Below are 25,080 nucleotides of genomic sequence, written 5' to 3'. Positions count from 1 at the left end.
CAATTAATAGCCACCTAATCAGGTGGCTTTTTTAATGCCTGAAATTTGAGGACAAAATGAAAATACAAACCAAATACGGTGAGGTGCATGTATTGGCAAATTGCCCTCTGCTTGATTCTACTGAGCGCCTAGAGTGGATGACAGAAGTGCATGAATCGTTTGATGGCACTGAATTGCGCTATCCACTTCGTGATGCACCTCGCCAAGTTTTAAGCTTTAACTATGTGCAGATGCGTAAAGCTATGGGCGATATGTTTCACATGCTCTATGCAAATTTGCGTAAGCAGTGGGGTATTCCGCTTCGACAAGTAAAAAGAAGCATCCCTGATATGACCGATGACGACTACATCATTCTCGATGCAACAGACACCATAGCCGACCTTAGAGTCGGTTTTGCTTTTATTGAGAGCAACGAAGGTGGTCGAGCAGTAGAGATTACCGAACGTGGTCGTTACATCATTGTGCAAGATGAAATACGCGATCCTGAAACCGATGAGGTGATTCAAGAGTTAATCACTGAATACCAAGACGGCTTTAGGCTTGCTGAAAATATCACAGCAACCAATGCGGTCATTATGCCGATGCGTATTTGCATTGTTGAAGGTGATGCTTCGATTAACACAGGCGGCTTTTGGTCTAACACATCAATGGTTTTTCGTGTGATTGCTGAAGATTTACCCGAATTTGAAGCTGAAGCGCCAGAGCAATATAAAAATCAGGACATCTACTGGAAGCCATTACTGCTAGATGGTGATTCATTGGAAATGATGCTGACCCAACATCAAAATATTATTGATGGTGATGTCGGTAGTTTTCAGTGGTATTCACATCATGCAAAGCCACGCTACACAAAACCGTTTCGATCATTGTTGCGTAGTTGGTCTGAATACCAAGCATATAAGCATTTTCTATATCGCAGAGCAGGGCGTTTTCGTGAATTTTGGATGCCGCTTTATGAGCAGCATTTAAATGTTTTGAATACTGCAAATATCAACAACGTGTTGAATGTAGACACAAGTTACATCGTTGAAGCAGATCGCAAACACATTGCTGTGAAGCGCAAAAACGGCAATTGGTCAGCACATGAAATTACCGCTAAGACCGCAAACAGCATAACAGTATCGCCCGCAATTAATGCCCAGCGAAAAGACATTGAATCTATCTATTATCTGGGTCTTTATCGCTTCGATGCTGACCATATTGAATTCCAATTTTTAGGCGGTGGCAAGTCACAAGTCACCGTACCAATCGTGGAGATTGAGCACTAATGGCACGTGTAGAACTTTATCAATTTGCACATGGTACCAAACAATGGCGCTTCACTAGCGCACGTAAAGCAGTGACGCATAACGATGTGACTTATTATCCAGTACGCGGGTTGAGTCGCGGCAACATTGAAGATGCAGACATTGATAAGTGCGAAGTCGAGCTAACCTTTCCACATCCTGACTTATTAAACAACGAGCAAGAACAAAGCTTTACTCAAGTTTTTTTAAACAAGATTTATCTTGAATCGGTGTATTTCACATTGATTGAGCTAGATGCGGGTGAGTCGCTTGTGTTGTTCAAAGGGCGAGTGACGCAGCCTAAATTTAGCGATCGTGACAACATCATGACGCTAGTCTGCTCAACTGCTGAAAGCTTTATGCGCCGCAAGATTTTGACTCGAAAATATCAGCGTACGTGCATGAATAACATTTACGACAAGTTTTGTGGATTGGATTTTAACGAGTGGTCGTTTGAGGTGACTGTAACTGCAATAGACGGATTGAATGTCGCTTACACAGTAAACCCGACTCAAGTTATTGATGAAAACGGTGACCCTGTTTTTGAGCAAGTGCCTGTGCTAGATGAATTTGGTGAGCCTGTTCTTGATGAAGATGAGAATCCAATCTTTGAAGATGGTGAACCGATCATGGAAATCAAAACCTATCCTGCGGGGTGGCTCAATCGAGGTGTGCTGCAAAAAGATGGTGTCTATACATTCATCATTAATAGTGGGAGCAATAGCTCTCGACTCTATCGTCAGCATATCGGCTTGAAAGTCGGTGACGTGGTGCGACTCGCACCTGGTTGTGATCAGTCGCACAAAACTTGTCACGAGAAATTTGATAATCATTTGCGCTATGGCGGGCATCCGAATATGCCGACTGAGAATCCCACAACCACACAAATAATCAAATGATTTAAGGGATATAGAGATGCTAATTGGAGCTATTGTTGCAGCGGTGATTGCAATCGCTATGAGCATATACAGCTATGTTCAAATGCGCAAAATGCAGAAGAAAAACCGCCCAAAACCGAATCAAATTGACGGCACAATTGCAGATGAAGGTGTGTCTTTTTGCGACATCGCGGGCAGCCCACACATCCATCCAAATATCACGGATTTGTGGAATAAAAAAAGCGATGCAATTAAACAAAAATCAGGTGGTTTTTTAGGGATCGGTAAGTCATCACAAGTCACTGGATACCGCTATTACACAAGCTTTTCAGCATTTATTGGGAATCGCATTGAGAAGTTTATTGCGATTAATTTCGATAATCGAGGTTGGATTGTGCATGACCCGACAAAACACCCTGTAAATATGCTGCCAGTAAATAATCCAAGTCTGTTTGGGCAAGATGCAGGCGGTGTAGTTGGGAATATTGATATTGAGTTTGGTTATCCACAGCCACAGCAAAATTTAGCGTACAAACAGCATTTCGACTTGGTTTCTGCATATCCGTATCAGTCTTATTTGGTATTTCGTGGCAATACGATTGATCAACCATTCTATTTCGGCAATTCAAACTACATGAAAGAAATGTCGCTTTGGGTGAAGCGCACTCGTGTAAAAAATGATGGCGATGGTCAGTGGTATGAAGTTCGCGGGGACGGGGCGGTTGTTTGTGAGATTGGCAGCTATATAAATATTAATTATCCAGGCTCTGTATCTAAATCAGGCCAGGGGACATATCGTGGATTAACAAAAAATAAACAAGAAATTGCAAATGAATCGGCTTTTAATTGGAGATTTGATGAGATCAGCGATCCAGAGAATCTTTTTTTGACAGGTGTAGCTCCAAACACATTTGTTTCACAAATTGAGTCTGCCACTCAATATCTACCTTCAACATGTTTGATAGTAATCAATATCGAGTCTGGTGCGCTCGGGCTTATGCCGTTTAAGTTAACTTTTACATCCTACAATGAAAGTATATCTATTGAATATATTGGTAACGCAAAAATATCATCATTTAAGAGCAGAAAAACTAGCGAAAATAGCTTATCAACACTGTATGAGATTGAAGGCGTATTTGTTGTTGAGAGACCTGGTGAAATTGGCGCTATTGCAGAGGGGTTGGGATACAATCTCGGCCCATCAGGTGAGGCGATATTTGGAGTGGGGGGCACAATATCACTGTACAAGCCAACCTCACATTACGCGACTGTAGATATGGAGAGCCCAGACATAAATCCGATCCATAAAATCCGTGAAATACTAACTGATGATACAGCAATGGGAAAACCAGAATCTGATGTGAATGATGCAAACTTTATCAAAGCAGCAGATAGAATTTGGGATGAAGGATTGGGTGTTTCATGGGCGATTGATGAAAAAGCTTGCATTGATGCTGTTGAGGAGCTTTGTTATCACATCGAAGCAGGCATTCGTGTAAACCGCCAAACTGGTCTTTATGAAATGGTTTTATTCCGTGATGACTGGTTTGCTGAAAATGAAATTCACTCTATTGTTGAAAACAAGATCAAAGACTTATCGCTTGAGGTCATGAATAGCGACGACATTGTGAATCAACTCAATGTCACATATTACGATAGAGAGCGCATTAAAAACTCAACTTTTTCAATTTATGAAAACGGCTCTATTTTAACAATGGGCAAAGCGAATGCAGAGTCTATTGAATTTCCATATTTTATGAATATGCGGAATGCTGAAATTGTGGCGAATTGGAAGTTGAAACAATACTCAACACCTGCGTGGAAAGGCACATTTACAACAGGCTGGCGTGAGGCTCGAAAATGGAATCGCTATGATTTGGTTAAAATCAATTGGTCTAAAAAGTGGCAAGGCACTATTTTAGCTCGAATCATGAAAATTGATTTAGGTAACGGCTTAAATAATGAAGTAATGATTGATTTTGAAGAAGTTGTGCCGTATTCAGGAGAAATGAACACAAGCATTGTGGTTGATGATTCTACTGAGGAAAAAGCCGAGCCAGCAAAGCCTGCAATTGGTGAAACATTTGAAGCGCCTTACTACATTGCAGTACAAAATATTGGACAGCGAAAAGTAGATGAGGAACTTGCATACAACCAAGACGTTGGTTTTACATTCTCAACATATCGCAGACCGCAGTGGAATGCGCTATATACAGAGATCACAAGCATAAATGCAGATAATCCTGAAAATGGATGGGTAGTTGATGGTAATGCCGAGTTTGTAACAGGCGGTCAGTTTGATCAAGTTGTATCGAGAACAGCAACGCAAATTGTTGTTAAAAATATAAACATTGAGGGATTATTTGGCAGTGGTGATTTAATTGTTGCGGGTAGTGGGCTTGTTAATATTGTTGGTTTGTATGAATTCATGATTGTTGAATCGTTCGATTCTGAAACAAATATCTTAACTGTTAAACGCGGTGCATTAGATACAATCCCGACTCAATGGGATGTTAATGGATGGTTCTTTGTATCAAATGCAGATGATGGTTTATTCTCATTAACTGAATATTCAGCAGGGGATAATGTTAGAGCGTCATCATTAACAGTTACGCCAAGCTCAAAATTAGCTCAAGTAGGCAGCTCTTTTGTTAGTATGCGTTCAAGATTATTTAGACCTTATCCGCCTGCAAACGTGAAGTTTAATGGTGTTTATTACCCTGAAACCATTATCACGACAAACGATATTGTATTAACTTGGCTTGGTCGAAATCGCTTAGCCAGTCAGGTTGTTGATTTCTATAATGCTTTGGATGATGCGGAATTAAACACAACATATTCTTATGAATTAATTTCTGAAAATGTTGTTTTAGATAGCGGAAGCGCAATAACTGGCAATACAGCAACCATTCTGTCCAGCGTGTTAATTCCAAATAAGCCACATACATTGAAATTATGGTCTGTGCGTGATGGGTATGATTCTTATCAATCCTTTGAACATAGCTTTTTTGCTGAATCAGTAAGCTTGGTTTTAACAGCAGCAACTGACGGCTCAAGCGTCACAGGAAATACTGTGCCAGTCGCCAATATTTCTGTAAATGTGGACGAGTCACTTAGCGCAAATATGAAGTTTGATGGTTCTGCAATTTCAGGAAAAGCTGAGGCAGGCGCAACTATTACAATCGAAATTCAGGAGTAAGTTATGGCGATTTATACAGGTGTTGCAGATGCAAACGGTGATTTTAATATCCCGTTTTCAGCAAATTACACAAGCGGACAGAAGATTACCGTAACTGCTGAAAAAGATAGCGCAACAAAGTCAATTGAATTGTATGCGCCCTCTGATGTAACTGGTGGTGGGGTAATTCAATTTACTGGAAATTTAATAAATTTTCCAAATAATATTGGCGGCGTAAGAATCGGTCAAATCACCGGGACAATTAATCAGCATGCTTTTGATGCGGCGGGACATATGAACATTCTGTGGCGCAAGGCTACATCATTAACTATTGGCGATGGCGTTACATCAGTATCTGATTATGCGTTCAGATCATGGGCGGGCGTTGTTGAGCTAAACCTCCCAGCAAACTTGGCAACAATTGGTCAATATGCCTTTGCCCAGATGACAGCTTGCACAAGTGCGAGAATCCCTGAGGGTGTGACAAGTGTTGGGTCTTATGCATTTCTGGGCTGGAACTCTTGCACTGAACTCATAATTCCGAACTCACTTACAAGTATTGCTGCACGGGCATTCGATGGCTTTCAAATATTAAAAGCATTTACAATACCCGCAACTGTCACAAATATTGCAGCATATGCTTTTAATGGCTTAACTTCAGCTGAAGTTATTACTGTTTTAGCAGTCACACCACCATCCATATTAGCTACATCATTTTCAGGCTTAAATGCAGGTTGTATCTTTAAAGTCCCCGCCGCATCAGTAGCAGCATATCAAGCCGCGCCAAACTGGTCTGCTTTTGCAGCAAGAATTCAAGCCATTTAGCACCTTCGGGTGCTTTTTTATTGCCAAAAATATAGGGGGAATTAATGGACGACTTAAAGCAGATGTGGTCCGCACTAGAACCATTTTATACAGCCGTCGCATCATTTGTGATGGCTTTTTTAATGGCAATTTTTCGCACAGCAAAAAAACACGGCAAAGCAGATTGGCTTGAAGCACTGATGTGTGGATTGTTTGCAATCGGTGCTTGGTCACTGATGACTTGGCTCGGTATCCCTGAAATTGTGGCGGTTGGGGTATCAAGTGCGATCGGTTACAAAGGCACGCATTTTGTGAGTGATAAGATTGATAAGGTGGAAATAAATGTCAAAAAAGATCACGACTCAACAAATTAATGAACAAGCCCAAAAACTCAACATCGAAGTCGCTGCATTGAAAGCTGTGATTGAAGTTGAGTGTAAAGGCTCAGGTTTTAATGCTGACGGTACGCCAGTGATTCTATTTGAACGCCATGTATTTCGGCAAAGACTAATTGCAAATGGTAAAGCAGCAATAGCAGACAAGGCCGTGCGAGAACGTCCTGACCTGTGCAATAAAACAATGGGCAATTATGGCTTATATTCTGCACAGCACGGACGTTTGAATGCGGCTGCTCAATATCATCGTGATTCGGCTTTAGAGTCAGCATCATGGGGCATTGGTCAAGTCATGGGTTATCACTGGAAAGCTTTGGGCTATCCGACTCTGCAAAACTTCATTAATGCAATGTATCGTGACGAAGCATCACAGCTTGAAGCAATGTGCCGCTACATTGTGACAAACAAGCTGATTAATGCACTCAAAAATAAGGATTGGCGAACATTCGCACGTGGCTATAATGGCCCTGCGTATGTTAGAAATGCTTATGATGTGAAGCTTGGTAATGCGTATAAGAAAGCCCTCAAGTGAGGGCTTTTGCTTAACTTTACTTTGTTTATTTTATTAATAGCTTGGAGCGGATATCCAAGTTTTATTAGATATTACTTCAGAGCAAGGAGATGAGTTTGCTACAGGCGATTGACTTAACTTAATTAAAGTCGCTGCTTGTAACTCCATTTCTTTTGCTTTTTCCAAAGACAGGCTCGAATAAGCCAAAGCTACAGAGGCACAATTTGCCCACGTGTGAACATTGTTACTGTCTGATTCCGCAAGTTTAAAATATTTATCAGCAAGAGCTTTCATCTGATTACCTTTATCCTCACTTGAGGCTTTGGCTGATGCAGATTGTAATGTGAGAACCGTTGTTGAGTTTGGAACACCTGGCTTGTATGCCTCTATGGTTTTGTCATCCACAACACGCATACCATAAGTAATGTTGTTGGTTGGATTTGTGAAAATATAATTTCCACTCGTATCTTTTAGATAAGTGGATGTTTTATTAGGCTCAACAATTGTGAGACTATTTTCTGCGAATTTAACATTGATAGAGTAGTAGCCATTTTGAATAGCGTACACCCCATCTGTAGCCGCAAATGTACACATGGATATAACTGAAAGCGCTATTATCCCCAGAATATTTTTTTTCATTTTTAAGTCCCTTTATAGCAACACTTTTACTAAATTAATCGAAGCGTCATCCAAAAGACATCCTAATATTGGGAGTATCCCTATTTAAATAGTCATGCTATATATGAAATTTTAAGCAGCATTTCAGAGTTAATTTTTTAAGGGGAATTAAAGATGAAGACTTTAAAATTATTTGCAGCTATAACTATGTGTTTTTCAATTTTTGGATCCACGCAAGTAATAGCTGATGACTCTCCTAATACAGCACTTGCGGTTTGTTGGGAGACCAATTCAGGTAAATATCAATGTGATGGACCAACACAAAGACTATCAACCTCCTATACGACATTATCAGAAGCCTTGAGCTTATCTGGTTGTTCTACTGGAAGAGCGGTACAAACCAATTATCTGACACATGCAAGAACTGGCCGTCAGTATGCAACAGTTTACACCTGCAACTACACACTGAAACCAGGTAACACTGCCTCATATACTACCAACAGAGATGTGCGTGGTTGGTGGGATGGTATTATTTATTAATTTCTTTCTATTAAAAAAGCCCGCTGATTGCGGGCTTCTTTTTAACATTTTACAAGTTTTGTGCTAGCTAATGGCAATATGTACAATCCATTGCGCTCTTTGAAAAGCGTTACATTCATCAATACTGGTTTTTGTTGCTGATCACCATCTTCATCGTAATATGGCGCATACCATCCTGCAGTTGGTAGAGCTTTGTTGTGCATCCAGTCATCTTCTATAAAAATAGGTTTAAATGTAAAGCTTGATTCCGCATAACTCCCCTCAATAAGCTTTGGAGTAACATTTACAAGGAGCATAAAGTCCCCGTTAGGCTCTTTAGTTTTGCATGTGCGGACGCTATCACCCCAGAGTCCAATATACTCATTTGGAATTGAATTAATTTCTTTTGCCGATGCCCAAGTAGAAAAGAAAAATAAAGCCAAGATAATGAATTTCATAATGTCTATTTATGTGATTAATGATCGCGTGAGAGTATACACCTTGTGGCTTGAATTATTGGAAATCTATAGTAATTCTAGAAGGAATGAACCGTACCGGGTTTGTCGGAGAGTCAATATTCTGAGAGACTATCCCGATGATAAGACCAAGTATCTCTTGGATCATGGCTACAAACCTGCAGATATTGATCGAATGAACCGCATGAAACATAACTCAAATCTACCCAAATAGATAAGAATTAACTTGGGGAAAATGATGTTTAAATTATTGTTGTCTATATTTGGGCTAAACGGTGCTGTAGAAATAGGTTTTGAGATAGGTGAGGAGCAGATCGAAGCAAAACAAAATAAAGAATAAAAAATGCCCGCTGATGCGGGCTTTTATTTTTCAGTACTAATGCCCAAATGTCACCATAGTTGACAAATCTCTGTTTTAGTCCGAAAAGTTGGTTGACAAATTTATGATTTAGTCGCGAATGACACAAAATCATTAATCATAAAAATAATTAACCTTTAGGTTGATTTATTTTAAAAATTAGATAATATATTAAAAATACCGTAATGGTATTGCTCATCCAATAAAGGATGGGTTTAGTGATAGGGTTATGAAAATGTCTAAACTAACAGAATTTGGAAAAGCAATTAGGAAGCTTCGGATTGATTATGATAGCAACCTGAATGAACTTGCGACTTCTATTGGTGTTAGTTCAGCTTTCTTATCAGCTGTTGAAACAGGTAAAAAGCCAATAAGTGCTGAATTAATTACAAAAATTACAAATGCTCTAGGACTTACTAAAGATGAAGAAAAGCTGTTAACTCATGCTGCAAGCCAAAGTGTTGAAAACGTAACAATCAAAACGCATGATGCTGAAGAAGCAGAACTTGCCTTAATGTTTGCACGACGTATTCAGGCACAATCGGTCGATCTAGCTGAACTGAGAAAAATTTTAGAGGAGAATTAATATATGACATCTGGTTGTTCAGTGCCTCGAGGGTATAAAGTTCAGCCCTTGAGTGCACAAAGCATCAAGGATAAAGCTCGTACAGTACGGGATAAATTTTTCAATTTAGCACCTACTGATGCCATTGATTTGGTGAAAGTTCTTGAACATACGTTGCATCAATATAAGGTGACATTTGAAGTAAGAGAAATTCACGAGATGCCTGATGTTGAAGGGTGGACAAACCCAGATGCAGCATTAATTATTCTGCGTGAAGATGTCTATGACGCTTTATGTGATTCAACTAATCCAAGGCACAATCGATCACGTTTTACTGCCGCACATGAATTGGGACATTTGTTCCTTCATGAGGGAGTGACTTTTGCTCGAGGCTCATTGCCGACTCATAAGCATTTTGAAGATTCAGAATGGCAAGCTGATACGTTTGCAGCTGAGCTTTTAATGCCCACAGAACAATGTATTGGATTATCAATTGAACAGATTCAAGCTCAGTTTCAAGTTGGTTACTTGGCAGCTAAAAATAAATTTAATTCTTTAAAATGAAAAAACTGATATGTAAGTAATCTTTCATATCAGTTTCGGATAGTACACCCAAGGGCTATTCGGCTAACTCAGATGACTACTGTAAAGCGTAAGGAACTTCATTGTAGATCATTTAAGTTAGCTTTTCAAATCTCCTTGGGAGAGGAGGTGAGCTATGTGCTTAAGAAGTTAGGTACTCAAGAACCGCCGAAAGGCATGAAATGGGTGTTCTGTCGCTATCGTCGTGTACGAGGCAACTCTGGTCGAGTTTTAGATGCCCATAAGTACGGTTATCACGCATGGGCTTTCTTAGTTCGATGCGCAGCATAAATGATCTGGTGCACAAGCATTCGTGCTTGTGTGCTTTCTAATATTAGCAATGGAGTTTTAATGAAATATAGTAATGATGATGAAAAGTACAAAGCAGGAAAAAAGAGAATTAAAAGCAATCTTTTTCTGTTTACACCTGATGGCAATAAAGCTGTTTTAGAGTATATGCGTAATCTGACCCCCCAAGTTTTAGTTGGTAGCGTTTGGATATTATTTGTAGTACGCAGTAACACATTGAATAATTATATTCTGTGGTCTGTTACTTTAGCTATGGCATTTATTTTTTTCTATATTGTTATAGCAAATATTATGAATTTCATTCAACAGATTACTGATCATATGGACAGACAGGTTGAGAATTTATCTGAATATAGAGTTTGTGATAACCCATATAATCTTAAAGTATGGAGTAAGCATTTTTTAAGAACATTAAAATTGGTTGCCCAGAAGAGAAAAATTCTGTTAGTAGAGTTTGTTTTAGCACTCATTTTTTTACTGATACCGACTTTAATTGTTTTGTTCGCATCAGGTAATGCAGCTATTCAACTGCATAAAAGTATGATTGGAGGATAAATATGAACCATTTTATAATCAATCATAAAAAATGCCCTGAATGTGGTGGTCGTATCAAAGGCTATTATTACTACTGCGGACAATGCGGTAACCAAGATGTTGTAAATTGGAAGTTTTCTGGTGCACTCCTAATGATTGCTGGTGCAATATTTTTCTCAGTAATTTATTTTACGACAAAAAACTTTTGCGCGAATCTTCTGTTCTCACAAGTCCCATTTTGCAAATACTTTTAATGAGGCAAAAATGAAAGTTAAAGATTTAATAAAGAAATTAGAAACATATGATCCTGAATTAGAAGTTCTTATATCGAATGAAGAAGAGGAAATTATTGGCTTGAATAACCATGTTCGATTCTTTGATGTGACTCATATTTCTTCTCATCATGCTGAGACACAAAGAAATGATAAGAAGGGGAATGTAGAGTTCACATTTGTAGGCATGCCAACGAAATATTCAAGAGAGTTTGTTTTTATTGATGTAGTATCGCAATTTTAAGCACATCAGAACGAAGAAAGTGCCTAATTAATGGCGCCTTTTTCATTTTTTTTATGAAAAATCACCCATTTTAGTACCAAATTTTCATAATTTTATTTTGTCATAATGGTCAATGCGTTCTATATTTTCCATAATAGTTTTGCAAAAGTTTTGCAGGAATTTTGCAGGCATTAATTAAAAAAGCATTTAATGGAATGGATTGTATCGTTGAAAAAACTGTAATTATGCTAAAATTTAAGAAACAGTCTTTTGATATTTAGTCAAAATTATTTTTTAAATCGCATTATAACTTATTGATTTTAAACAATGTCAGAAATAGAAACCCATCCACTCGAACCCTTTTTACCAGCCAATGCCAAGCTGTTAATGCTTGGGAGTTTTCCACCACCTAAAAGCCGTTGGAAAATGGATTTTTATTATCCGAATTATCAAAATGATATGTGGCGAATTTTGGGCTTATGCTTTTTTCAAGATAAAAACTACTTTTTAGATTTAGAAGCTAAAAATTTTCATCTTCATAAAATTATTGATTTTTTAAACACCACTGGCATTGCTATTTCAGATACGGCGCAGCAGGTGATTCGCTTAAAAGGCAATGCATCAGACAAATTTTTACAGATTGAAAAACCAATGGATATTGCAGCACTTTTAAGCAAGATACCTTTATGTCAAAGCATTATGACCACAGGCGATAAAGCGACTGATACACTCATGTTATCTATGCCTGAATCTGCCGAAAAACCTCAAATTGGGCAGGCGACACATTGCTATTTTGCCAAGCGTGAGCTGCATTTATATCGGATGCCTTCATCTTCACGAGCCTATCCTTTAGCTTTAGAGAAAAAGGCAGAAGCGTATTTTAACTTATTTAAAGAAATAGGCTTACTATAAGTAACTTTAAATAATTGTAGACAGTGATGGCAGAGAAAGAAAAATACGCTTCCATAATTAATGTCTATCTATTGTCATTACATCATCCATTCAATAGGGAATAATGAAACTGTTTTCATCATAAAACGCTGAAACTGTGTGGTTTCAGGATCATGATGATACGTTTGAATACTGCCATCTGCCTGATGATCTAACCAAATAATTTGACCGTTTTCGTCTAATTGCAGTTCATACGCAATTTGTGGCAAATAGCGGTCTAAAGATTGAGAAACATCGTTTTGCAATTGTTCAGACTCTAACACCAAGCCAACTTCGGTATTTAATTTTGCAGAACGAGGATCAAGGTTAAAAGAACCTACAAAGACCATGCCATCTATATCAAAGAATTTGGCATGTAAACTCGAGGCGTTTTTGCCTTTGGCAGGAATTACGTTACCCGTTGCAACTTCATACCAAGTACGCTTTTTTCGTTCAATATAAGGCTTAAATTCATATAAACGAATACCTGATTTAAGTAAATCTACGCGATACTGCTGATAAAATGCATGTACCAAAGGCACATCATTGGCTAAAAATGAATTGGTCAATACACGTATCTGTATTCCTTTTTCAGCCAGTTGAGTGAGTGTTTTAAGACCATCTTCTGTTGGGACAAAATAGGCAGAAACCAGTTCTAAATGTTGTTTGGGCTCACCCATTAACTTTAACATTTGTTTGTAAATCAGTTGCTCGCCTTGAGCTGTACCCCGAATTTTATTCGGAGAATCTGCCACAAAATGCGCACATACCCACTGTACAGGATGTTGTTCTAATTTGATGCTGACTTCTTCTTGCGCGTTAGCCACACGTTCACGAATTTTATCTTTATATTTGGCATTTAATTCATAGCGATTACGCAATTCTCTCAATTGCAACGCGTTGCCTGTGCCTAATAATTGCTTTACTGAATAGCTTAGTTCGTCATTCCAAAACTCTAAAAACACGGCATTGGCTTGGGGGACAGCACTGCCATAGAATAGAATATCCATATCAGTAAATTGAAAATTTTCACTGGCATCAAAATATTCACGGCTAATATTACGCCCACCTGTCACGGCAATCGCCCCATCGGCAATAATTAGTTTATTGTGCATACGGCGATTGATTTGTTTAAAACGAAACAAATAATCCATCACACGAAAATGCCGATATTTGTACGGATTGAAAATTTTTATTTCAAAATTAGGATGCTGAGCAAGCCGTTTTAAGGTTGGATCAAGTTGCGTACCATTTTGATCATCAATTAATAAACGAACTTTTACACCACGATCTGCTGCTTTGAGCAGTTCAGCCAACATCAACTGACCAATTAAATCATCTTCCCAAATGTAATATTGTAAATCTAAATGGTGCTGTGCTTTTTGAATCAAATATAAACGCGAGGCGATGCTACTAAAGGCATCATTTAGAGAAAGATACGCTGTTAAATTTTGGGATAAATGTGCATCAATTTCCTGACCATTCAGCCAATGATCTACATAATGCTCAACAGGGCTATCTTTGCTCGCTTGATTCATCGGTAAACTGCATCCTGTCAGTAAAATAGCGAAAAAAGCCAACATTCCAAGCCAGTAACAAGGTCTTTGGATCTTCATGATTATTCTTAAGTCATTCTGTATTTATACATGGAGATTATCCTCATGTTAATGCTTGAAACTCTGAATAGAAAGAGGGTATTGTGAGAGTCTGTTGATATTTTATAAATAGCTTGCGAGATATCTCTCTCACATCGCAAACATAGACGAATTGTCAGCAGCCCCTTATCATCTGTTAATGTATTTTTTAGGGATAATTTGCTCATGAAATCACGTGCAGCCGTCGCATTCGGCCCAGGTCAGCCGCTTGAAATTGTTGAAATTGATGTTGCACCGCCGCAGGCCGGAGAAGTCTTGGTCAAAATTACCCACACAGGGGTATGCCATACCGATGCATTTACCTTATCGGGTGAAGATCCTGAAGGTGTTTTCCCTGCAGTTCTTGGCCATGAAGGTGCAGGTATTGTGGTTGAAGTTGGTGAGGGTGTGACCAGTGTTCAACCAGGCGATCATGTGATTCCGCTTTACACAGCAGAATGTGGCGAATGTTTATTCTGTAAATCTGGTAAAACCAACCTATGCGTTTCCGTACGTGCGACACAAGGTAAAGGTTTAATGCCTGATGGCACGACACGTTTTTCTTATAATGGACAACCGATTTATCACTACATGGGCTGTTCAACCTTTAGTGAATATACGGTAGTTGCTGAAGTATCTTTAGCAAAAATTAATCCTGAAGCCAATCATGAGCAAGTTTGCTTATTAGGTTGCGGTGTTACAACTGGTTTAGGTGCAGTTAAAAATACTGCAAAAGTCCAAGAAGGCGATACCGTTGCGGTATTTGGCTTAGGTGGTATTGGTTTAGCTGTTGTGCAAGGTGCGCATAAAGCCAAAGCCAGCCGTATTATCGCCATTGATACCAACCCAGAGAAATTCAAATTGGCAGAACAATTTGGTGCAACCGAATTCTTAAATCCAAAAGATTATGACCGCCCAATTCAGGAAGTCATTGTGGAAAAAACAGGTTGGGGCGTAGATCATTCTTTTGAATGTATTGGAAATACCAATGTGATGCGTTCCGCTTTGGAATGTGCGCATCGTGGTTGGGGACAATCCATTATTATTGGTGTTGCAGGTGCAGGTCAGGAAATTTCAACTCGTCCATTCCAATTGGTGACAGGTCGTACTTGGAAAGGAACTGCGTTTGGTGGTGTAAAAGGTCGTTCGCAATTGCCAGGCATGGTTGAAGAAGCCATGAAGGGTGATATTCAACTCGAACCATTTGTAACGCACACCATGGGGCTAGACCAAATTAATGAAGCCTTTGATTTAATGCATGAGGGTAAATCTATTCGTAGTGTGATTCATTTTGATCAATGATGAGTAACGCGCTTAAATAAAGACCCAACAAAAACCAAGCTTCGGCTTGGTTTTTTTAACCCCTGGATTCGCTAAAACAGTAGCTTAATTTTAATAAATACATCCAATAAAAATTATTTTACAAAAAGGATTGCCAAACGGAACAATACAGCGTATTTTAATTTTAACAGCTCATTTTTTGATGAAAACAAGATGTTAAAGCAACCTTTAATCGCAAACGCTTACTATTACTTTTGGCAGTTTCAATGATTGCCTGAGTCGCGTTCGGGCAAAAGGTTGCCCACCAGTTGATACCTGATCGGCAACCCTGATCAGGTTTTTTTATGTCTGGTGTTTTGAATTTTATAGGTTTTTCGGAGATTTAATCATGTACAACGTTAATTATTCATACTTTAGCAACTTTTATTGGTTTTACTTTAGTCAATCTATGACTCAAACCTTGCAATCCATTAGACCCATAACGCTGAAATAAATGATCGGACTGTAAAAAAGAGAAACAGTCCAAAGGAACAGACCAATGAATGCTTTAAATACTGCTTTACAACAACAGACCAACAATACTGAAATTAGTTTAAGTTTACCGCATCAACTCAAAGCGCAACTCCCACTTTCATCTGCGCTAAAACAACAAATCGCACAACATCGACAGATTATTCAGAACATTTTAGCGGGCACAGACCCTCGCTTATTGGTCATTACAGGACCTTGTTCAATTCATGATCCGCAAGCAGCACTCGAATACGCAGAAAAATTAAAACAATTACAAAGCCAAGTTTCAGATCAAATTTTCTTGGTGATGCGCGCCTATATCGAAAAGCCACGTACTACGGTAGGCTGGAAAGGCTTTTTGTATGACCCAGACTTAGATGGCTCTGCAAACATGCAATTAGGCTTAGAAAAATCACGTGAACTGTATCTACAAATTATAGAAATGGGTTTACCAATTGCTTCTGAAATTTTAAGCCCAATGGCAACGGGATATTTTGATGATGTACTGGCTTGGGGTGCAATTGGCGCACGTACCAGTGAATCACAAATTCACCGTGAAATTTCTAGCGCCATGCCGTATAGCATTGGTTTCAAAAACGGAACTGATGGCTCAATTCAAATTGCATTAGATGCAATTCAATCGGCAAGTCATCCACATCAATTCATGGGAATGAGCCAGTCGGGTTTACCTGCTATTTTGTCATCACAAGGTAATCCACACGCGCATTTAATTTTACGTGGCGCAAATTCAGGGCCAAATTATCAATTGGCAGAAATTGAGAAAATTCAGCACAAAGCCAAAGGGCAGTTGCCTGCATTGATTATTGACTGTAGTCACGGTAACAGCCATAAAGACCCACAACAACAACCGCAAGTCTTGCGTACCATTGTGGCAGAACGTGAACAGACGCAAGTCCGTGGCATCATGTTAGAAAGTCATTTGGTGGATGGAAATCAAAAGATTTCTTGCGAGATGACTTATGGTCAATCTGTTACCGATGGCTGCTTGGGTTGGGATAAGACTGAACAACTGCTTATTGAGGTCGCTGAAAGCTTAAATCGTCAGGTTTTGGCTAAAACTGCATAAAAAATAAAACTCCAGAAACCCAAAAAACCTGAAATTTCAGGTTTTTTGGGTGGGAGAGTATTTAAAAATCAACTCTTCTTAGATTAGTTTTTAAAATAACAATTCTTTTGCTGCTATTAAAAACTAAGCCTGAATATCTGCATTAGGTTGTTTAGCCACAACAAATTTATAGAAAATTAAACTGATTAAGGTCACAACAGCACAGAGCAAATACGCTGCGGTATAGTCATAACCCGCAATAATCCAACCTAGAATTAACGCGCCTAAGGCGATACCAATATCGTAACAACAAAAATACGTAGATGTGGCATGACCAATACGATCTTTAGGGGAGCGTTGAATTGAAATGGTTTGCAGGCAAGGTTGGGCAGACCCGAACCCTACACCAATTAATGCAGCAGCCAACATAAAACCGAATACACTGTGTACCTGACTCAAGACAATTAATCCTAAAGCAAATAATATAATTGCAGGATAAATCACATAACTCGCCCCTTTACGATCATAAATTTTGCCTGTAATTGGGCGCAAAATCATCATCGAAACTGCAAATATCACGAAGAATAAACTCGCATAAGACAGCATATTGCGTGATTCTGCAAAGGTGGAAATAAATGACATAATACTGGCATACGCGAAAGAAACCATCATCGCCATGAGTGATACAGGAATTGCTTTTTTCTCTACAAAATCTTGAAGCCCTAATTTACGTTTAGGTGTTGTTTCAGTTTTTACTTTTTGGGTCGCAATTGGAATCATTAAACAGAAGGCGAAACCTACCCAAACACTGACGGATAGTAAGGTAGAAATACTGGCATAAGAAACACTTTGAATCAGACTTAAACCAATTAAAGGTCCCAATACAATCCCTAAATTTACTGACACCAAAAAATAGCCCATACCTTCACCTTTGCGACTGTCTGGAATAAAGTTATTGGCAATAGGGACGGTAACTGTGGTGACAATGCTGAACCAAATCCCATGTAAAAAACGCAGTACGAGTAGAAACAGTAAACTATCTACAAAAATGTATGCCACGCTACACAGACAAAACATGATTTCAGAAACATATAAGGTTTTCTTTACACCAAATTTTTCAATAATCAAACCGCTAAATGGGCGAATCGCGATTGCAGATAACATAAACAAAGTCATGGCTAAACCTGCCTGTGACAAGCTACCACCCAACTCATTCACAATATAAATAGGCAAAACTGTCGTTTGCGCAAAATAAAATATGAATAAGAACAAGTTATTGAATAAGCAGAGAATAAACGACTTATTCCATAAATGTTCAGCATTTATAGCAGACATAATTTAAACCTATATGGTGAGTGGAGCAGCGTGTAATGTGTACTTTGTTATACAGATGCTTTGTTATTGGAAATCATCACACCGCGAGATCATGCAAAAAATAATAAACCCATTTATGTGAAAAGTACAGCTATTCAATAAAATTAAACTTAAAATTAGATTTTAATGCAATTATTTTAATTATTTTATCAAATAAAGATAATTAGGTTTATTTTCTAAAGTTGCAATACAAAAAAAATCAGCCGAAGCTGATTTCTTTGAATTTGAGCGATTAAACGCTGCAAATTTAAGGCTTATAAGCCAGATTCATAGTCTGCACTTGATAAAAGCTGTTCTACATCTGCCATATTGTCTGGTTTGATTTTATAAATCCAGCCTTTGCCATACGGTTCATCATTCACAAAATCAGGGTCATCTTCTAAATTGCTATTCACTTCAACTACTTCGCCTGAAACAGGGGCGTGAATATCTGAAGCTGTTTTAACAGACTCAACCACACCTGCTTGTTCACCCGCAATTACTTTTTGACCAACTTCAGGTGCTTCTACATAGACCAAATCGCCTAAAGCATCTTGTGCATGGTCTGAAATACCTGTGACGATCAAATCACCTTCAATACGCACCCATTCATGTGTTCTTGCATATTTTAATTCCGCTGGGTGATTCATTTGATAACTCCTTAAATTGTATCGAATCTTTTTGCCATGTTTTATACATGCTTTTTGCTAAAAACAAAAGTTTATAAATACGGATCTTTACGCCAATTGCTCGGACTGCGTCCACTCCAGCGTTTAAAAGCACGACTAAAATTTGCCACATCGCTATAACCCAATTCATCGGCAATTTGTTCTAGCGTGTAGTCTGTACGGGAAAGCAGGGAAGTTGCATGCCGATAACGTACTTCATCGACCAAGTTTGAAAATGAAGTACCTTCTGCAGCCAGTTGACGTTTGAGTGTGCGGTCGGACATGTGTAGATAGTCGGCAACATTTTCAATGCTTAAATAATGCTGTTCTGCGTGGGTTAAAATATCACGTACTCGCATAGAAATGCGGCGACGTTCACCTAAAGCAGAAAGTTCGGCTTCACATTGATTAATCGCAATTTGACTGGCAATAGGATCGGCATTAATCATTTTTAAGCCTAGATATTGCTTGTCAAAACTTAAACCTAAATACGGCTGATCAAAACGGAATTGATGATAAGGAAATTTCGAAAAATACTGATCAAAACCTGCAGGTTTAGGAAAGTCAAAATCGACTTCACCTGTAAAGTGTTCGGTACCTGTCATGGCTTTACTCATGGTAATCATGCCAATAATTAAAGCGATGGCAATTTCTGTGCGTAAAGGTTCCATGTGAATATCACACTGCAATTGCAGACTGGCTTTTTCGCCAAAAGTCGAGAAAAACAATTGTAAAAAGGGCATACGCAGTTGAATAAAACGATTGGCTAAAATCAACGCATCACTAATTTCATGCGCAGTCATAATCGCATAGCCAATAAAGCCATGAATGGAAATGCGCATTTGCGTACCAAGATGATAACCGAGCGTCGATTCGCCTGTAAGTTTTAAAGCATGTTTAACCAACTCATTGGCAATAGGTGTAGGAATACGACATTCTGGGTCTGCCAACATTTCGCTATTGAGTTGAAATGGTGCAAATAAGGTATCTGCGTTATAACCCCAACGGGATACAACATCCAAAACCAATAAGCCATAAACCCCTGGAACACCTTGTTCCTGACGTGCTGATATTGTTTTCATGCATGTTCCATTGCATTTGCTAATTTTATTTTAATTTGCCTTAGCGACTGTCATCTATGCATATCTTAGTTTGCCAAACGGCGACATAAGAACGTAGATGACATATTGCATCTTGGCATGAAAATTAAAGAAATTCTATGGAAATTGTTAGACAAAACAGGCTTTGACTATATGCGATATATCTGCATTTCATCAAAGCCTGAGTTACAGCAAAGTTGCTGGAGATGCTAATTTTTATCAGTCGATGGTTTTACGATTTTATCTTGTTCAATTAAAAAACCACCTGTTTGACGCTGCCAAAGTTGTGCATAAATTCCGTTCATAGCCACCAGTTCATCATGCGTACCTTGTTCTGCAATACGTCCTTGATCGAGCACAATTAAACGATCCATTTGTGCAATGGTAGATAGTCTGTGTGCAATCGCGATTACAGTTTTACCTTGCATGAGTTCATCGAGGCTCGATTGAATTGCCGCTTCAACCTCAGAGTCGAGCGCACTGGTGGCTTCATCTAAAATTAAAATAGGTGCATCTTTTAAGAAAACACGGGCAATGGCAATACGTTGACGTTGTCCACCTGAAAGTTTAACACCCCGTTCGCCCACGTAGGCTTCATAGCCTTTTTTGCCACGTAAATCAGTCAATTGTGGAATAAATTCTTCGGCTTTGGCTTTGCGTACAGCTTCAAACATTTCTGCATCAGTCGCGTCAGGACGACCATATTTAATATTTTCAGCCACAGTACGGTGTAATAGCGAAGTATCTTGAGTGACAAGTGCAATATTTTTACGCAAACTGTCTTGGGTTACATCTTCAATATTTTGCCCATCAATCATAATTGAGCCGTGTTTGAGCTCATAAAAATGTAAAAGCAATTGAATGAGGGTCGATTTACCTGCACCCGAACGTCCCACAATACCAATTTTTTCGCCTGCACGAATATGCAGATTAAACTGGTCAATCACGTTTTTACTGTTATAAGCAAAACTGACATCTTTAAACTGAATTTCGCCTTGAGCAACTTGTAATGGCTTCGCATTGACTTTGTCTTGAATCGCAATTGGACGTCCAAGAGTTTTCATACCATCTTGAATGGTGCCGACATTTTCAAACAGGGCAGAGGTCTGCCACATCATAAACTCGGCAATACTGTTGAGTTTAAGAATCATGGCTGTGGTGGCTGCAATAATCCCCAATTCTGCACGACCATTTAACCACAGCCAAATTGCAGTACCTAAAACGCCTACATACAACACCACGCTCAGTAAATTGATGCTGATTTCATATTGAGCGCCCAAACGCATTTGTTTATAAACCGTCACCATAAATTCTTGCATAGATGCTTTGGCGTATTGGCTTTCACGGCCTGCATGCGCAAACAATTTTACGGTTTGGATATTGGTATAAGCATCGGTCACACGTCCTGTCATCACTGCACGTGCATCGGCTTGTTCATTAGATACTTTGCTCAAACGCGGAATAAAATAAGCTGCTGCAAGAATAAATAAAGCCAACCATAGCAATAACGGCAAAATGAGCATTGGAGAAATTGCGCCCAATACCAGACTAATCGTAATAAAGTAAATGAATACATAGGCAAGCATATCGCCCAAAATGACCCAAAACTCACGTACTGCTAAGGCGGTTTGCATGACTTTGGCAGAGAGTCTTCCTGCAAAATCATTATGGAAAAAATCCAGACTTTGTTGCAACATTAAATTGTGGAAACGCCAACGCAAACGCATTGGAAAACCACTGTATAACATTTGATGCTTCACAATTGACTGCGCACTGGCAAAAAAGATATTGGCCAATAAAATACAAAACAGCAAAGTAAGGTTCTGCTGATGTTGCGCAAGGAAAGTATCTGGCTGACTTTGACTAAGCCATGTGACTAAATCGCCAATTTTTGCATATAGCAAAGCTTCAAAGCTGGCAGCGCCTGCAGTACATAAAACCAATAACAATAAATATGGACGTACACCTGAAGCTGCTTGCCAAACAAAGGCAAAAAACGTGGTTGGCAAGGGTTCGGTCAAACCTTTATTTGGATAAGGATCTATAAGTTTCTCGAACCACTTGAGCATACGATGTTACCTTGATGACTAAACCTAAATTTAAAGATAGATAAATTTAAGACAGTAAAAACAAAAACTTAGGATAAAGTTAAGAGCATTCCTGTGAATATTTCTTAACTTATAGTGATACAGCTTGTAGGTCTAGTTTACGCCATAACACAGCAAATGTTGAAAGAAGAAATATAGATGATTAATTGGCATACAAAACCACGTTACAGATTCACTTTTATGCATAAAGCTGCAACGCATCAAAATTCATCTACCCATAAAAAGCGTATTGGTTCACATTTTTAATGATATTTCATCGAACCAATAGCATATAAATATTTAATTTTTATGAAAAATTTATTTAAACTCAACATTGATTGCTATAATCACGCCCATTTTTAGCACAACCGTGCTGTAAATTGGTTTTAAGTTGATATTTTTATGATGCGTAACTTTTTAGGTGCAATTGCACTATATTTGGGATTTATTTTTCCTGTTCAAGCCATGCCATTTGATCCATTGATTGGTACATGGAAAGTCATTGATGATCATAAAGGGCATTATGTTGCAGAAATTGTGATTCGTAAGAACTCTAAAACTTCGGAATATAGTGCTGTAATTACTCGAAATTTGTTATCGGTAGGCACAATTCAATTAGAGGTATGCAGTAAATGCCAAGGCAACTTAAAGAATCAGCCCATAAAAGGCATGCAGGCATTAGAAGGCTTAGTGGCAAATTCAAATCCGAAACAATTTTCGCAAGGACAATGGATTAATCCGAAAGATGGTTATGTCTATAAAATTGATGCTCAATTAAATGCGGCGAATAATCAAATGAAAGTATATGGCAAAGCCAAGAGCGCGAATGCGATTAGCACGATGACTTGGAAAAAACTTTAACAGATTGTACGGCGTATTTTTGAAGCTACTTGATTGAAAGATTGAGTAGCTTTTTTATTTTTTGTGAATGATAAGGTAAATTGAGATACCGAATACTTAAAATAACTTAATACATATCAATTACTTAATATTTATTTGTTATTCACCAATTAAAATGTCTATGCGATAAACCATTTAAAATGTCCTGTTTTTAACTGCAAGAGTCAAGAACAGGATTTAAATTTCTTTGTTCAATAACAACTTTCTGAGCTTTATGACTCGGCATACTTTTCTTGGAACGGGAACGTTTATTTTGTTTTTCCAACTCTTCATGTTGTTGCTGGATATGGGCCAGAACCGCACCTAATCTTTTATTCTCAACTACTTCATTCTGCTGCAGTCTAGCCAGTTTATTGAAAATACTGTAGCTGATCTTCCGTCCTTCGTGCATGATGGCCACAGTACCATCTGGATACTCTAAAAATGTTATGTATTGCCCAACAAGTTTGTGGTTCAGTGCTGTTGGCTCAAGCATATAAATACACTTGTCATACGTGATAGTCAGATTCTTCGTGACCTTACGCGGTTCCTGCCAGGTAAAAATATCCTCTAGCTCAGCATCAGATTCCGTTAAAGGTCGATGCAAGTTCTTCGAGTTTCTCGCACACTTGGCAAACTTCTGATTGAACTGCTCAATGAAGCAGGGCAGCCAAGCATTGGCCTCGGTAATTGAGCAGATGCCTTCCAAACGCATTTCCTTGATCAGGCGATCCTGCAGAGTTCTGTTGGCGCGTTCCACACGTCCTTTGGCCTGTGGTGAGTTGGCAAAGATAATATCGATGTTTAATTCGTTGAGAATCCTGCCAAATTGCGTGATCTGGCTGTCTTGCTTGGATTTCTGATTGACTCGAAATACTGAGTGTTTATCGCTATAAAAGGCCAAAGGCTTGCCGTATTGCTCAATGTAGGCTCGGGTTGAAAGCATATAATCAAAGGTCGTTTCGGCCTCACAAAAGCGCAGATGCAACAGCTTTCCAGTGGCATCATCAATATAAACCAACAAGCAGCATTTAGCGTCACGTCCTTCAAACCAATCGTGATATGAGCCATCAATCTGGATTAGCTCACCAAAGCAATCGCGGTTATATCGAGGTTGATATGGACGTTTCTGGCGCTTGGATCGCGGAATCCATAAATTGGCTGCAATCATCCAAGAACGCAGGGTTTCTACCGAAATATCAAATCCATGAATGGTAGTCAGCTTTTCATGTGCTAAAGTGGGACCGAAACCACGAGCAGCATGTGCTAATGCAGCAGGACCTTGAGCTTTATATTTTTGCAATAAGCGTCTGATCTGACGTTCTGAGATATGTAATAACTGAGCAGCCTGGGACTGGGTTATGCGTTGATCACAGATTTCCTGCAAGACCGACAATCTTTTAAGTTCTTTATCCGACATAGATACCAACATAACAAACCGTCCGCTAAGAAAATCGCAAAAGTGCGTATTCTAAAAGCGGACATTTTTACTTTGGAGAAACCGGACATTTCTATTTTGGAGTTACAATTCAATTGCGTATAATCTATATTATGTTAAATAAGATATCTAAAGACAGCACCCGATTTAGTTGCGTTACCGCAACTCATTTTGATCGTTGGTGCTGCACCTGACAGTTTCGATCATAAACGATCTTGCCGTCAAGTGTATCCTAAATAACATAATATAAGTTATGCCGAAATCAGAACACTACTCGATTTGCGTGCAAGCAAGCTTACGCAAATCTGCGTGGCTATGACATCAATATCATTATTGATAAGACTTGATCTCAGCCATAATTTTTTGAATGGATGCTCTATCGTGAATTTGTAAATAATCTCTTATGTAGATGAGTTTATTTATATTTTTTTGAAGTACGTCTTGTTGTTCAGGATCAGCTAATTTCATCTGTCTGCTTAATTTAAATATCAAGCTACAAATACTTTCCCTGACTATTTCATAGTCAATAATTTGATTATATTCAATATGTTGTTGATCAGATAAAGTCTTGTCTAAATGATCTAAATTAAACTGTATGAGTTGTATCATGATATCGATCCCAAGAA

The 25,080-nt window shown here is 38.7% G+C and carries 25 protein-coding genes; 16 read left to right on the top strand and 9 right to left on the bottom strand.

Annotated elements, in window-relative coordinates:
- Positions 1 to 56: 56 nt before the first annotated feature.
- Genes FTU92_RS02465 through FTU92_RS02440 form a run of 6 tightly spaced genes read left to right on the top strand, consistent with a single transcriptional unit; the run spans position 57 to position 7,073 of the window.
- Positions 57 to 1,268 (top strand): hypothetical protein, encoded by a 1,212-nt coding sequence (locus tag FTU92_RS02465; RefSeq protein ID WP_180095504.1) that lies wholly within the window; start codon positions 57 to 59, stop codon positions 1,266 to 1,268.
- Positions 1,268 to 2,185 carry a phage BR0599 family protein gene (locus FTU92_RS02460; protein ID WP_180095502.1) on the top strand — a complete coding sequence of 306 codons (918 nt, stop codon included), beginning with the start codon at positions 1,268 to 1,270 and terminating at the stop codon, positions 2,183 to 2,185. The genes FTU92_RS02465 and FTU92_RS02460 overlap by 1 nt, the downstream gene beginning before the upstream one ends.
- A gap of 16 nt (positions 2,186 to 2,201) precedes the next feature.
- Positions 2,202 to 5,363 carry a phage tail protein gene (locus FTU92_RS02455; RefSeq protein WP_180095500.1) on the top strand — a complete coding sequence of 1,054 codons (3,162 nt, stop codon included), beginning with the start codon at positions 2,202 to 2,204 and terminating at the stop codon, positions 5,361 to 5,363.
- A 3-nt stretch (positions 5,364 to 5,366) separates the two neighbouring features.
- Positions 5,367 to 6,167, top strand: coding sequence for a leucine-rich repeat domain-containing protein (locus tag FTU92_RS02450; RefSeq protein ID WP_180095498.1), 801 nt, complete (start codon positions 5,367 to 5,369; stop codon positions 6,165 to 6,167).
- A 44-nt stretch (positions 6,168 to 6,211) separates the two neighbouring features.
- Positions 6,212 to 6,520, top strand: a complete 309-nt coding sequence (locus FTU92_RS02445) for a phage holin family protein (protein WP_180095496.1) — start codon at positions 6,212 to 6,214, stop codon at positions 6,518 to 6,520.
- Positions 6,489 to 7,073 carry an N-acetylmuramidase family protein gene (locus FTU92_RS02440; protein ID WP_180095494.1) on the top strand — a complete coding sequence of 195 codons (585 nt, stop codon included), beginning with the start codon at positions 6,489 to 6,491 and terminating at the stop codon, positions 7,071 to 7,073. The genes FTU92_RS02445 and FTU92_RS02440 overlap by 32 nt, the downstream gene beginning before the upstream one ends.
- Positions 7,074 to 7,106: 33 nt before the next feature.
- Here the strand turns inward: FTU92_RS02440 and FTU92_RS02435 are convergent, their stop codons facing one another.
- On the bottom strand, positions 7,107 to 7,691 hold the full coding sequence (locus tag FTU92_RS02435) for a hypothetical protein (RefSeq protein ID WP_131261439.1): 585 nt from the start codon (positions 7,689 to 7,691) through the stop codon (positions 7,107 to 7,109).
- A gap of 153 nt (positions 7,692 to 7,844) precedes the next feature.
- Here FTU92_RS02435 and FTU92_RS02430 point away from each other — a divergent pair, with 153 nt between their 5' ends.
- Positions 7,845 to 8,210 carry a hypothetical protein gene (locus FTU92_RS02430; protein WP_131261438.1) on the top strand — a complete coding sequence of 122 codons (366 nt, stop codon included), beginning with the start codon at positions 7,845 to 7,847 and terminating at the stop codon, positions 8,208 to 8,210.
- A 41-nt stretch (positions 8,211 to 8,251) separates the two neighbouring features.
- On the opposite strand, the gene FTU92_RS02425 is transcribed toward FTU92_RS02430, so the two are convergent.
- On the bottom strand, positions 8,252 to 8,647 hold the full coding sequence (locus FTU92_RS02425) for a hypothetical protein (RefSeq protein ID WP_180061122.1): 396 nt from the start codon (positions 8,645 to 8,647) through the stop codon (positions 8,252 to 8,254).
- Between the two features lie 611 nt (positions 8,648 to 9,258).
- On the opposite strand from FTU92_RS02425, the gene FTU92_RS02420 reads away from it, so the two are divergent.
- The 6 genes from FTU92_RS02420 to FTU92_RS02395 all read left to right on the top strand — a co-directional run bounded on the left by FTU92_RS02420 (position 9,259) and on the right by FTU92_RS02395 (position 12,420).
- Positions 9,259 to 9,609: a helix-turn-helix domain-containing protein gene (locus FTU92_RS02420; RefSeq protein WP_180061123.1), complete on the top strand. Its 351-nt coding sequence runs from the start codon at positions 9,259 to 9,261 to the stop codon at positions 9,607 to 9,609.
- A 3-nt stretch (positions 9,610 to 9,612) separates the two neighbouring features.
- A complete protein-coding gene (locus FTU92_RS02415; protein ID WP_180061124.1) occupies positions 9,613 to 10,152 on the top strand; it encodes an ImmA/IrrE family metallo-endopeptidase in 540 nt (179 codons plus the stop codon).
- Between the two features lie 156 nt (positions 10,153 to 10,308).
- Positions 10,309 to 10,461 (top strand): hypothetical protein, encoded by a 153-nt coding sequence (locus tag FTU92_RS02410; RefSeq protein WP_180061125.1) that lies wholly within the window; start codon positions 10,309 to 10,311, stop codon positions 10,459 to 10,461.
- 60 nt (positions 10,462 to 10,521) lie between these two features.
- Positions 10,522 to 11,034, top strand: a complete 513-nt coding sequence (locus tag FTU92_RS02405) for a hypothetical protein (protein ID WP_180095492.1) — start codon at positions 10,522 to 10,524, stop codon at positions 11,032 to 11,034.
- A 243-nt stretch (positions 11,035 to 11,277) separates the two neighbouring features.
- On the top strand, positions 11,278 to 11,529 hold the full coding sequence (locus tag FTU92_RS02400) for a hypothetical protein (protein ID WP_180061127.1): 252 nt from the start codon (positions 11,278 to 11,280) through the stop codon (positions 11,527 to 11,529).
- A gap of 306 nt (positions 11,530 to 11,835) precedes the next feature.
- The gene (locus tag FTU92_RS02395) at positions 11,836 to 12,420 is read left to right on the top strand and encodes a uracil-DNA glycosylase family protein (RefSeq protein WP_004973715.1); all 585 of its coding nucleotides are present in this window, start codon (positions 11,836 to 11,838) and stop codon (positions 12,418 to 12,420) included.
- A gap of 77 nt (positions 12,421 to 12,497) precedes the next feature.
- Here FTU92_RS02395 and FTU92_RS02390 read toward each other — a convergent pair whose 3' ends face one another.
- Entirely contained in the window at positions 12,498 to 14,021 is a 1,524-nt protein-coding gene (locus tag FTU92_RS02390; protein WP_131261443.1) for a phospholipase D family protein, read from the bottom strand.
- Positions 14,022 to 14,258: 237 nt separating this feature from the next.
- Here FTU92_RS02390 and FTU92_RS02385 point away from each other — a divergent pair, with 237 nt between their 5' ends.
- Complete coding sequence (locus tag FTU92_RS02385) at positions 14,259 to 15,374, top strand: S-(hydroxymethyl)glutathione dehydrogenase/class III alcohol dehydrogenase (RefSeq protein WP_004973720.1); 1,116 nt, start codon at positions 14,259 to 14,261, stop codon at positions 15,372 to 15,374.
- 517 nt (positions 15,375 to 15,891) lie between these two features.
- The gene (locus FTU92_RS02380) at positions 15,892 to 16,950 is read left to right on the top strand and encodes a 3-deoxy-7-phosphoheptulonate synthase (protein WP_104851962.1); all 1,059 of its coding nucleotides are present in this window, start codon (positions 15,892 to 15,894) and stop codon (positions 16,948 to 16,950) included.
- Between the two features lie 123 nt (positions 16,951 to 17,073).
- Here FTU92_RS02380 and FTU92_RS02375 read toward each other — a convergent pair whose 3' ends face one another.
- The 4 genes from FTU92_RS02375 to FTU92_RS02360 all read right to left on the bottom strand — a co-directional run bounded on the left by FTU92_RS02375 (position 17,074) and on the right by FTU92_RS02360 (position 22,119).
- Positions 17,074 to 18,264, bottom strand: a complete 1,191-nt coding sequence (locus FTU92_RS02375; RefSeq protein WP_179994186.1) for an MFS transporter — start codon at positions 18,262 to 18,264, stop codon at positions 17,074 to 17,076.
- Positions 18,265 to 18,557: 293 nt separating this feature from the next.
- Positions 18,558 to 18,932, bottom strand: a complete 375-nt coding sequence (gene gcvH / locus FTU92_RS02370) for a glycine cleavage system protein GcvH (RefSeq protein ID WP_104851960.1) — start codon at positions 18,930 to 18,932, stop codon at positions 18,558 to 18,560.
- A 71-nt stretch (positions 18,933 to 19,003) separates the two neighbouring features.
- Positions 19,004 to 20,032 (bottom strand): AraC family transcriptional regulator, encoded by a 1,029-nt coding sequence (locus tag FTU92_RS02365; RefSeq protein WP_004973729.1) that lies wholly within the window; start codon positions 20,030 to 20,032, stop codon positions 19,004 to 19,006.
- Between the two features lie 227 nt (positions 20,033 to 20,259).
- Positions 20,260 to 22,119 carry an ABC transporter ATP-binding protein gene (locus FTU92_RS02360; protein ID WP_154320748.1) on the bottom strand — a complete coding sequence of 620 codons (1,860 nt, stop codon included), beginning with the start codon at positions 22,117 to 22,119 and terminating at the stop codon, positions 20,260 to 20,262.
- A gap of 420 nt (positions 22,120 to 22,539) precedes the next feature.
- On the opposite strand from FTU92_RS02360, the gene FTU92_RS02355 reads away from it, so the two are divergent.
- On the top strand, positions 22,540 to 22,998 hold the full coding sequence (locus FTU92_RS02355) for a DUF2147 domain-containing protein (protein ID WP_180095490.1): 459 nt from the start codon (positions 22,540 to 22,542) through the stop codon (positions 22,996 to 22,998).
- A 190-nt stretch (positions 22,999 to 23,188) separates the two neighbouring features.
- On the opposite strand, the gene FTU92_RS02350 is transcribed toward FTU92_RS02355, so the two are convergent.
- Positions 23,189 to 24,436 carry an ISNCY family transposase gene (locus FTU92_RS02350; protein ID WP_180095488.1) on the bottom strand — a complete coding sequence of 416 codons (1,248 nt, stop codon included), beginning with the start codon at positions 24,434 to 24,436 and terminating at the stop codon, positions 23,189 to 23,191.
- Positions 24,437 to 24,784: 348 nt separating this feature from the next.
- Complete coding sequence (locus FTU92_RS02345; protein WP_218944518.1) at positions 24,785 to 25,063, bottom strand: hypothetical protein; 279 nt, start codon at positions 25,061 to 25,063, stop codon at positions 24,785 to 24,787.
- Positions 25,064 to 25,080: the final 17 nt, after the last annotated feature.

This window comes from Acinetobacter sp. YH12205 (assembly GCF_013418125.1).
Taxonomy (GTDB): Bacteria; Pseudomonadota; Gammaproteobacteria; order Pseudomonadales; family Moraxellaceae; genus Acinetobacter; species Acinetobacter towneri.
Note: the sequence above shows the minus strand (reverse complement) of the source record. Positions and strands in the feature narration are given on the sequence as shown.

Bases quoted from the DNA above. Each gene is read 5' to 3' on its own strand.
- FTU92_RS02455 (WP_180095500.1), top strand. From the start codon at position 2,202: ATGCTAATTGGAGCTATTGTTGCAGCGGTGATTGCAATCGCTATGAGC.
- FTU92_RS02445 (WP_180095496.1), top strand. From the start codon at position 6,212: ATGGACGACTTAAAGCAGATGTGGTCCGCACTAGAACCATTTTATACA.
- FTU92_RS02390 (WP_131261443.1), bottom strand. From the start codon at position 14,021: ATGTTGGCTTTTTTCGCTATTTTACTGACAGGATGCAGTTTACCGATG.
- FTU92_RS02365 (WP_004973729.1), bottom strand. From the start codon at position 20,032: ATGAAAACAATATCAGCACGTCAGGAACAAGGTGTTCCAGGGGTTTAT.
- FTU92_RS02420 (WP_180061123.1), top strand. From the start codon at position 9,259: ATGTCTAAACTAACAGAATTTGGAAAAGCAATTAGGAAGCTTCGGATT.
- FTU92_RS02400 (WP_180061127.1), top strand. From the start codon at position 11,278: ATGAAAGTTAAAGATTTAATAAAGAAATTAGAAACATATGATCCTGAA.
- FTU92_RS02385 (WP_004973720.1), top strand. From the start codon at position 14,259: ATGAAATCACGTGCAGCCGTCGCATTCGGCCCAGGTCAGCCGCTTGAA.
- FTU92_RS02450 (WP_180095498.1), top strand. From the start codon at position 5,367: ATGGCGATTTATACAGGTGTTGCAGATGCAAACGGTGATTTTAATATC.
- FTU92_RS02350 (WP_180095488.1), bottom strand. From the start codon at position 24,436: ATGTCGGATAAAGAACTTAAAAGATTGTCGGTCTTGCAGGAAATCTGT.
- FTU92_RS02360 (WP_154320748.1), bottom strand. From the start codon at position 22,119: ATGCTCAAGTGGTTCGAGAAACTTATAGATCCTTATCCAAATAAAGGT.
- FTU92_RS02465 (WP_180095504.1), top strand. From the start codon at position 57: ATGAAAATACAAACCAAATACGGTGAGGTGCATGTATTGGCAAATTGC.
- FTU92_RS02395 (WP_004973715.1), top strand. From the start codon at position 11,836: ATGTCAGAAATAGAAACCCATCCACTCGAACCCTTTTTACCAGCCAAT.
- FTU92_RS02355 (WP_180095490.1), top strand. From the start codon at position 22,540: ATGATGCGTAACTTTTTAGGTGCAATTGCACTATATTTGGGATTTATT.
- FTU92_RS02440 (WP_180095494.1), top strand. From the start codon at position 6,489: ATGTCAAAAAAGATCACGACTCAACAAATTAATGAACAAGCCCAAAAA.
- FTU92_RS02345 (WP_218944518.1), bottom strand. From the start codon at position 25,063: ATGATACAACTCATACAGTTTAATTTAGATCATTTAGACAAGACTTTA.
- FTU92_RS02425 (WP_180061122.1), bottom strand. From the start codon at position 8,647: ATGAAATTCATTATCTTGGCTTTATTTTTCTTTTCTACTTGGGCATCG.
- FTU92_RS02435 (WP_131261439.1), bottom strand. From the start codon at position 7,691: ATGAAAAAAAATATTCTGGGGATAATAGCGCTTTCAGTTATATCCATG.
- FTU92_RS02415 (WP_180061124.1), top strand. From the start codon at position 9,613: ATGACATCTGGTTGTTCAGTGCCTCGAGGGTATAAAGTTCAGCCCTTG.
- gcvH (WP_104851960.1), bottom strand. From the start codon at position 18,932: ATGAATCACCCAGCGGAATTAAAATATGCAAGAACACATGAATGGGTG.
- FTU92_RS02380 (WP_104851962.1), top strand. From the start codon at position 15,892: ATGAATGCTTTAAATACTGCTTTACAACAACAGACCAACAATACTGAA.
- FTU92_RS02430 (WP_131261438.1), top strand. From the start codon at position 7,845: ATGAAGACTTTAAAATTATTTGCAGCTATAACTATGTGTTTTTCAATT.
- FTU92_RS02460 (WP_180095502.1), top strand. From the start codon at position 1,268: ATGGCACGTGTAGAACTTTATCAATTTGCACATGGTACCAAACAATGG.
- FTU92_RS02405 (WP_180095492.1), top strand. From the start codon at position 10,522: ATGAAATATAGTAATGATGATGAAAAGTACAAAGCAGGAAAAAAGAGA.
- FTU92_RS02375 (WP_179994186.1), bottom strand. From the start codon at position 18,264: ATGTCTGCTATAAATGCTGAACATTTATGGAATAAGTCGTTTATTCTC.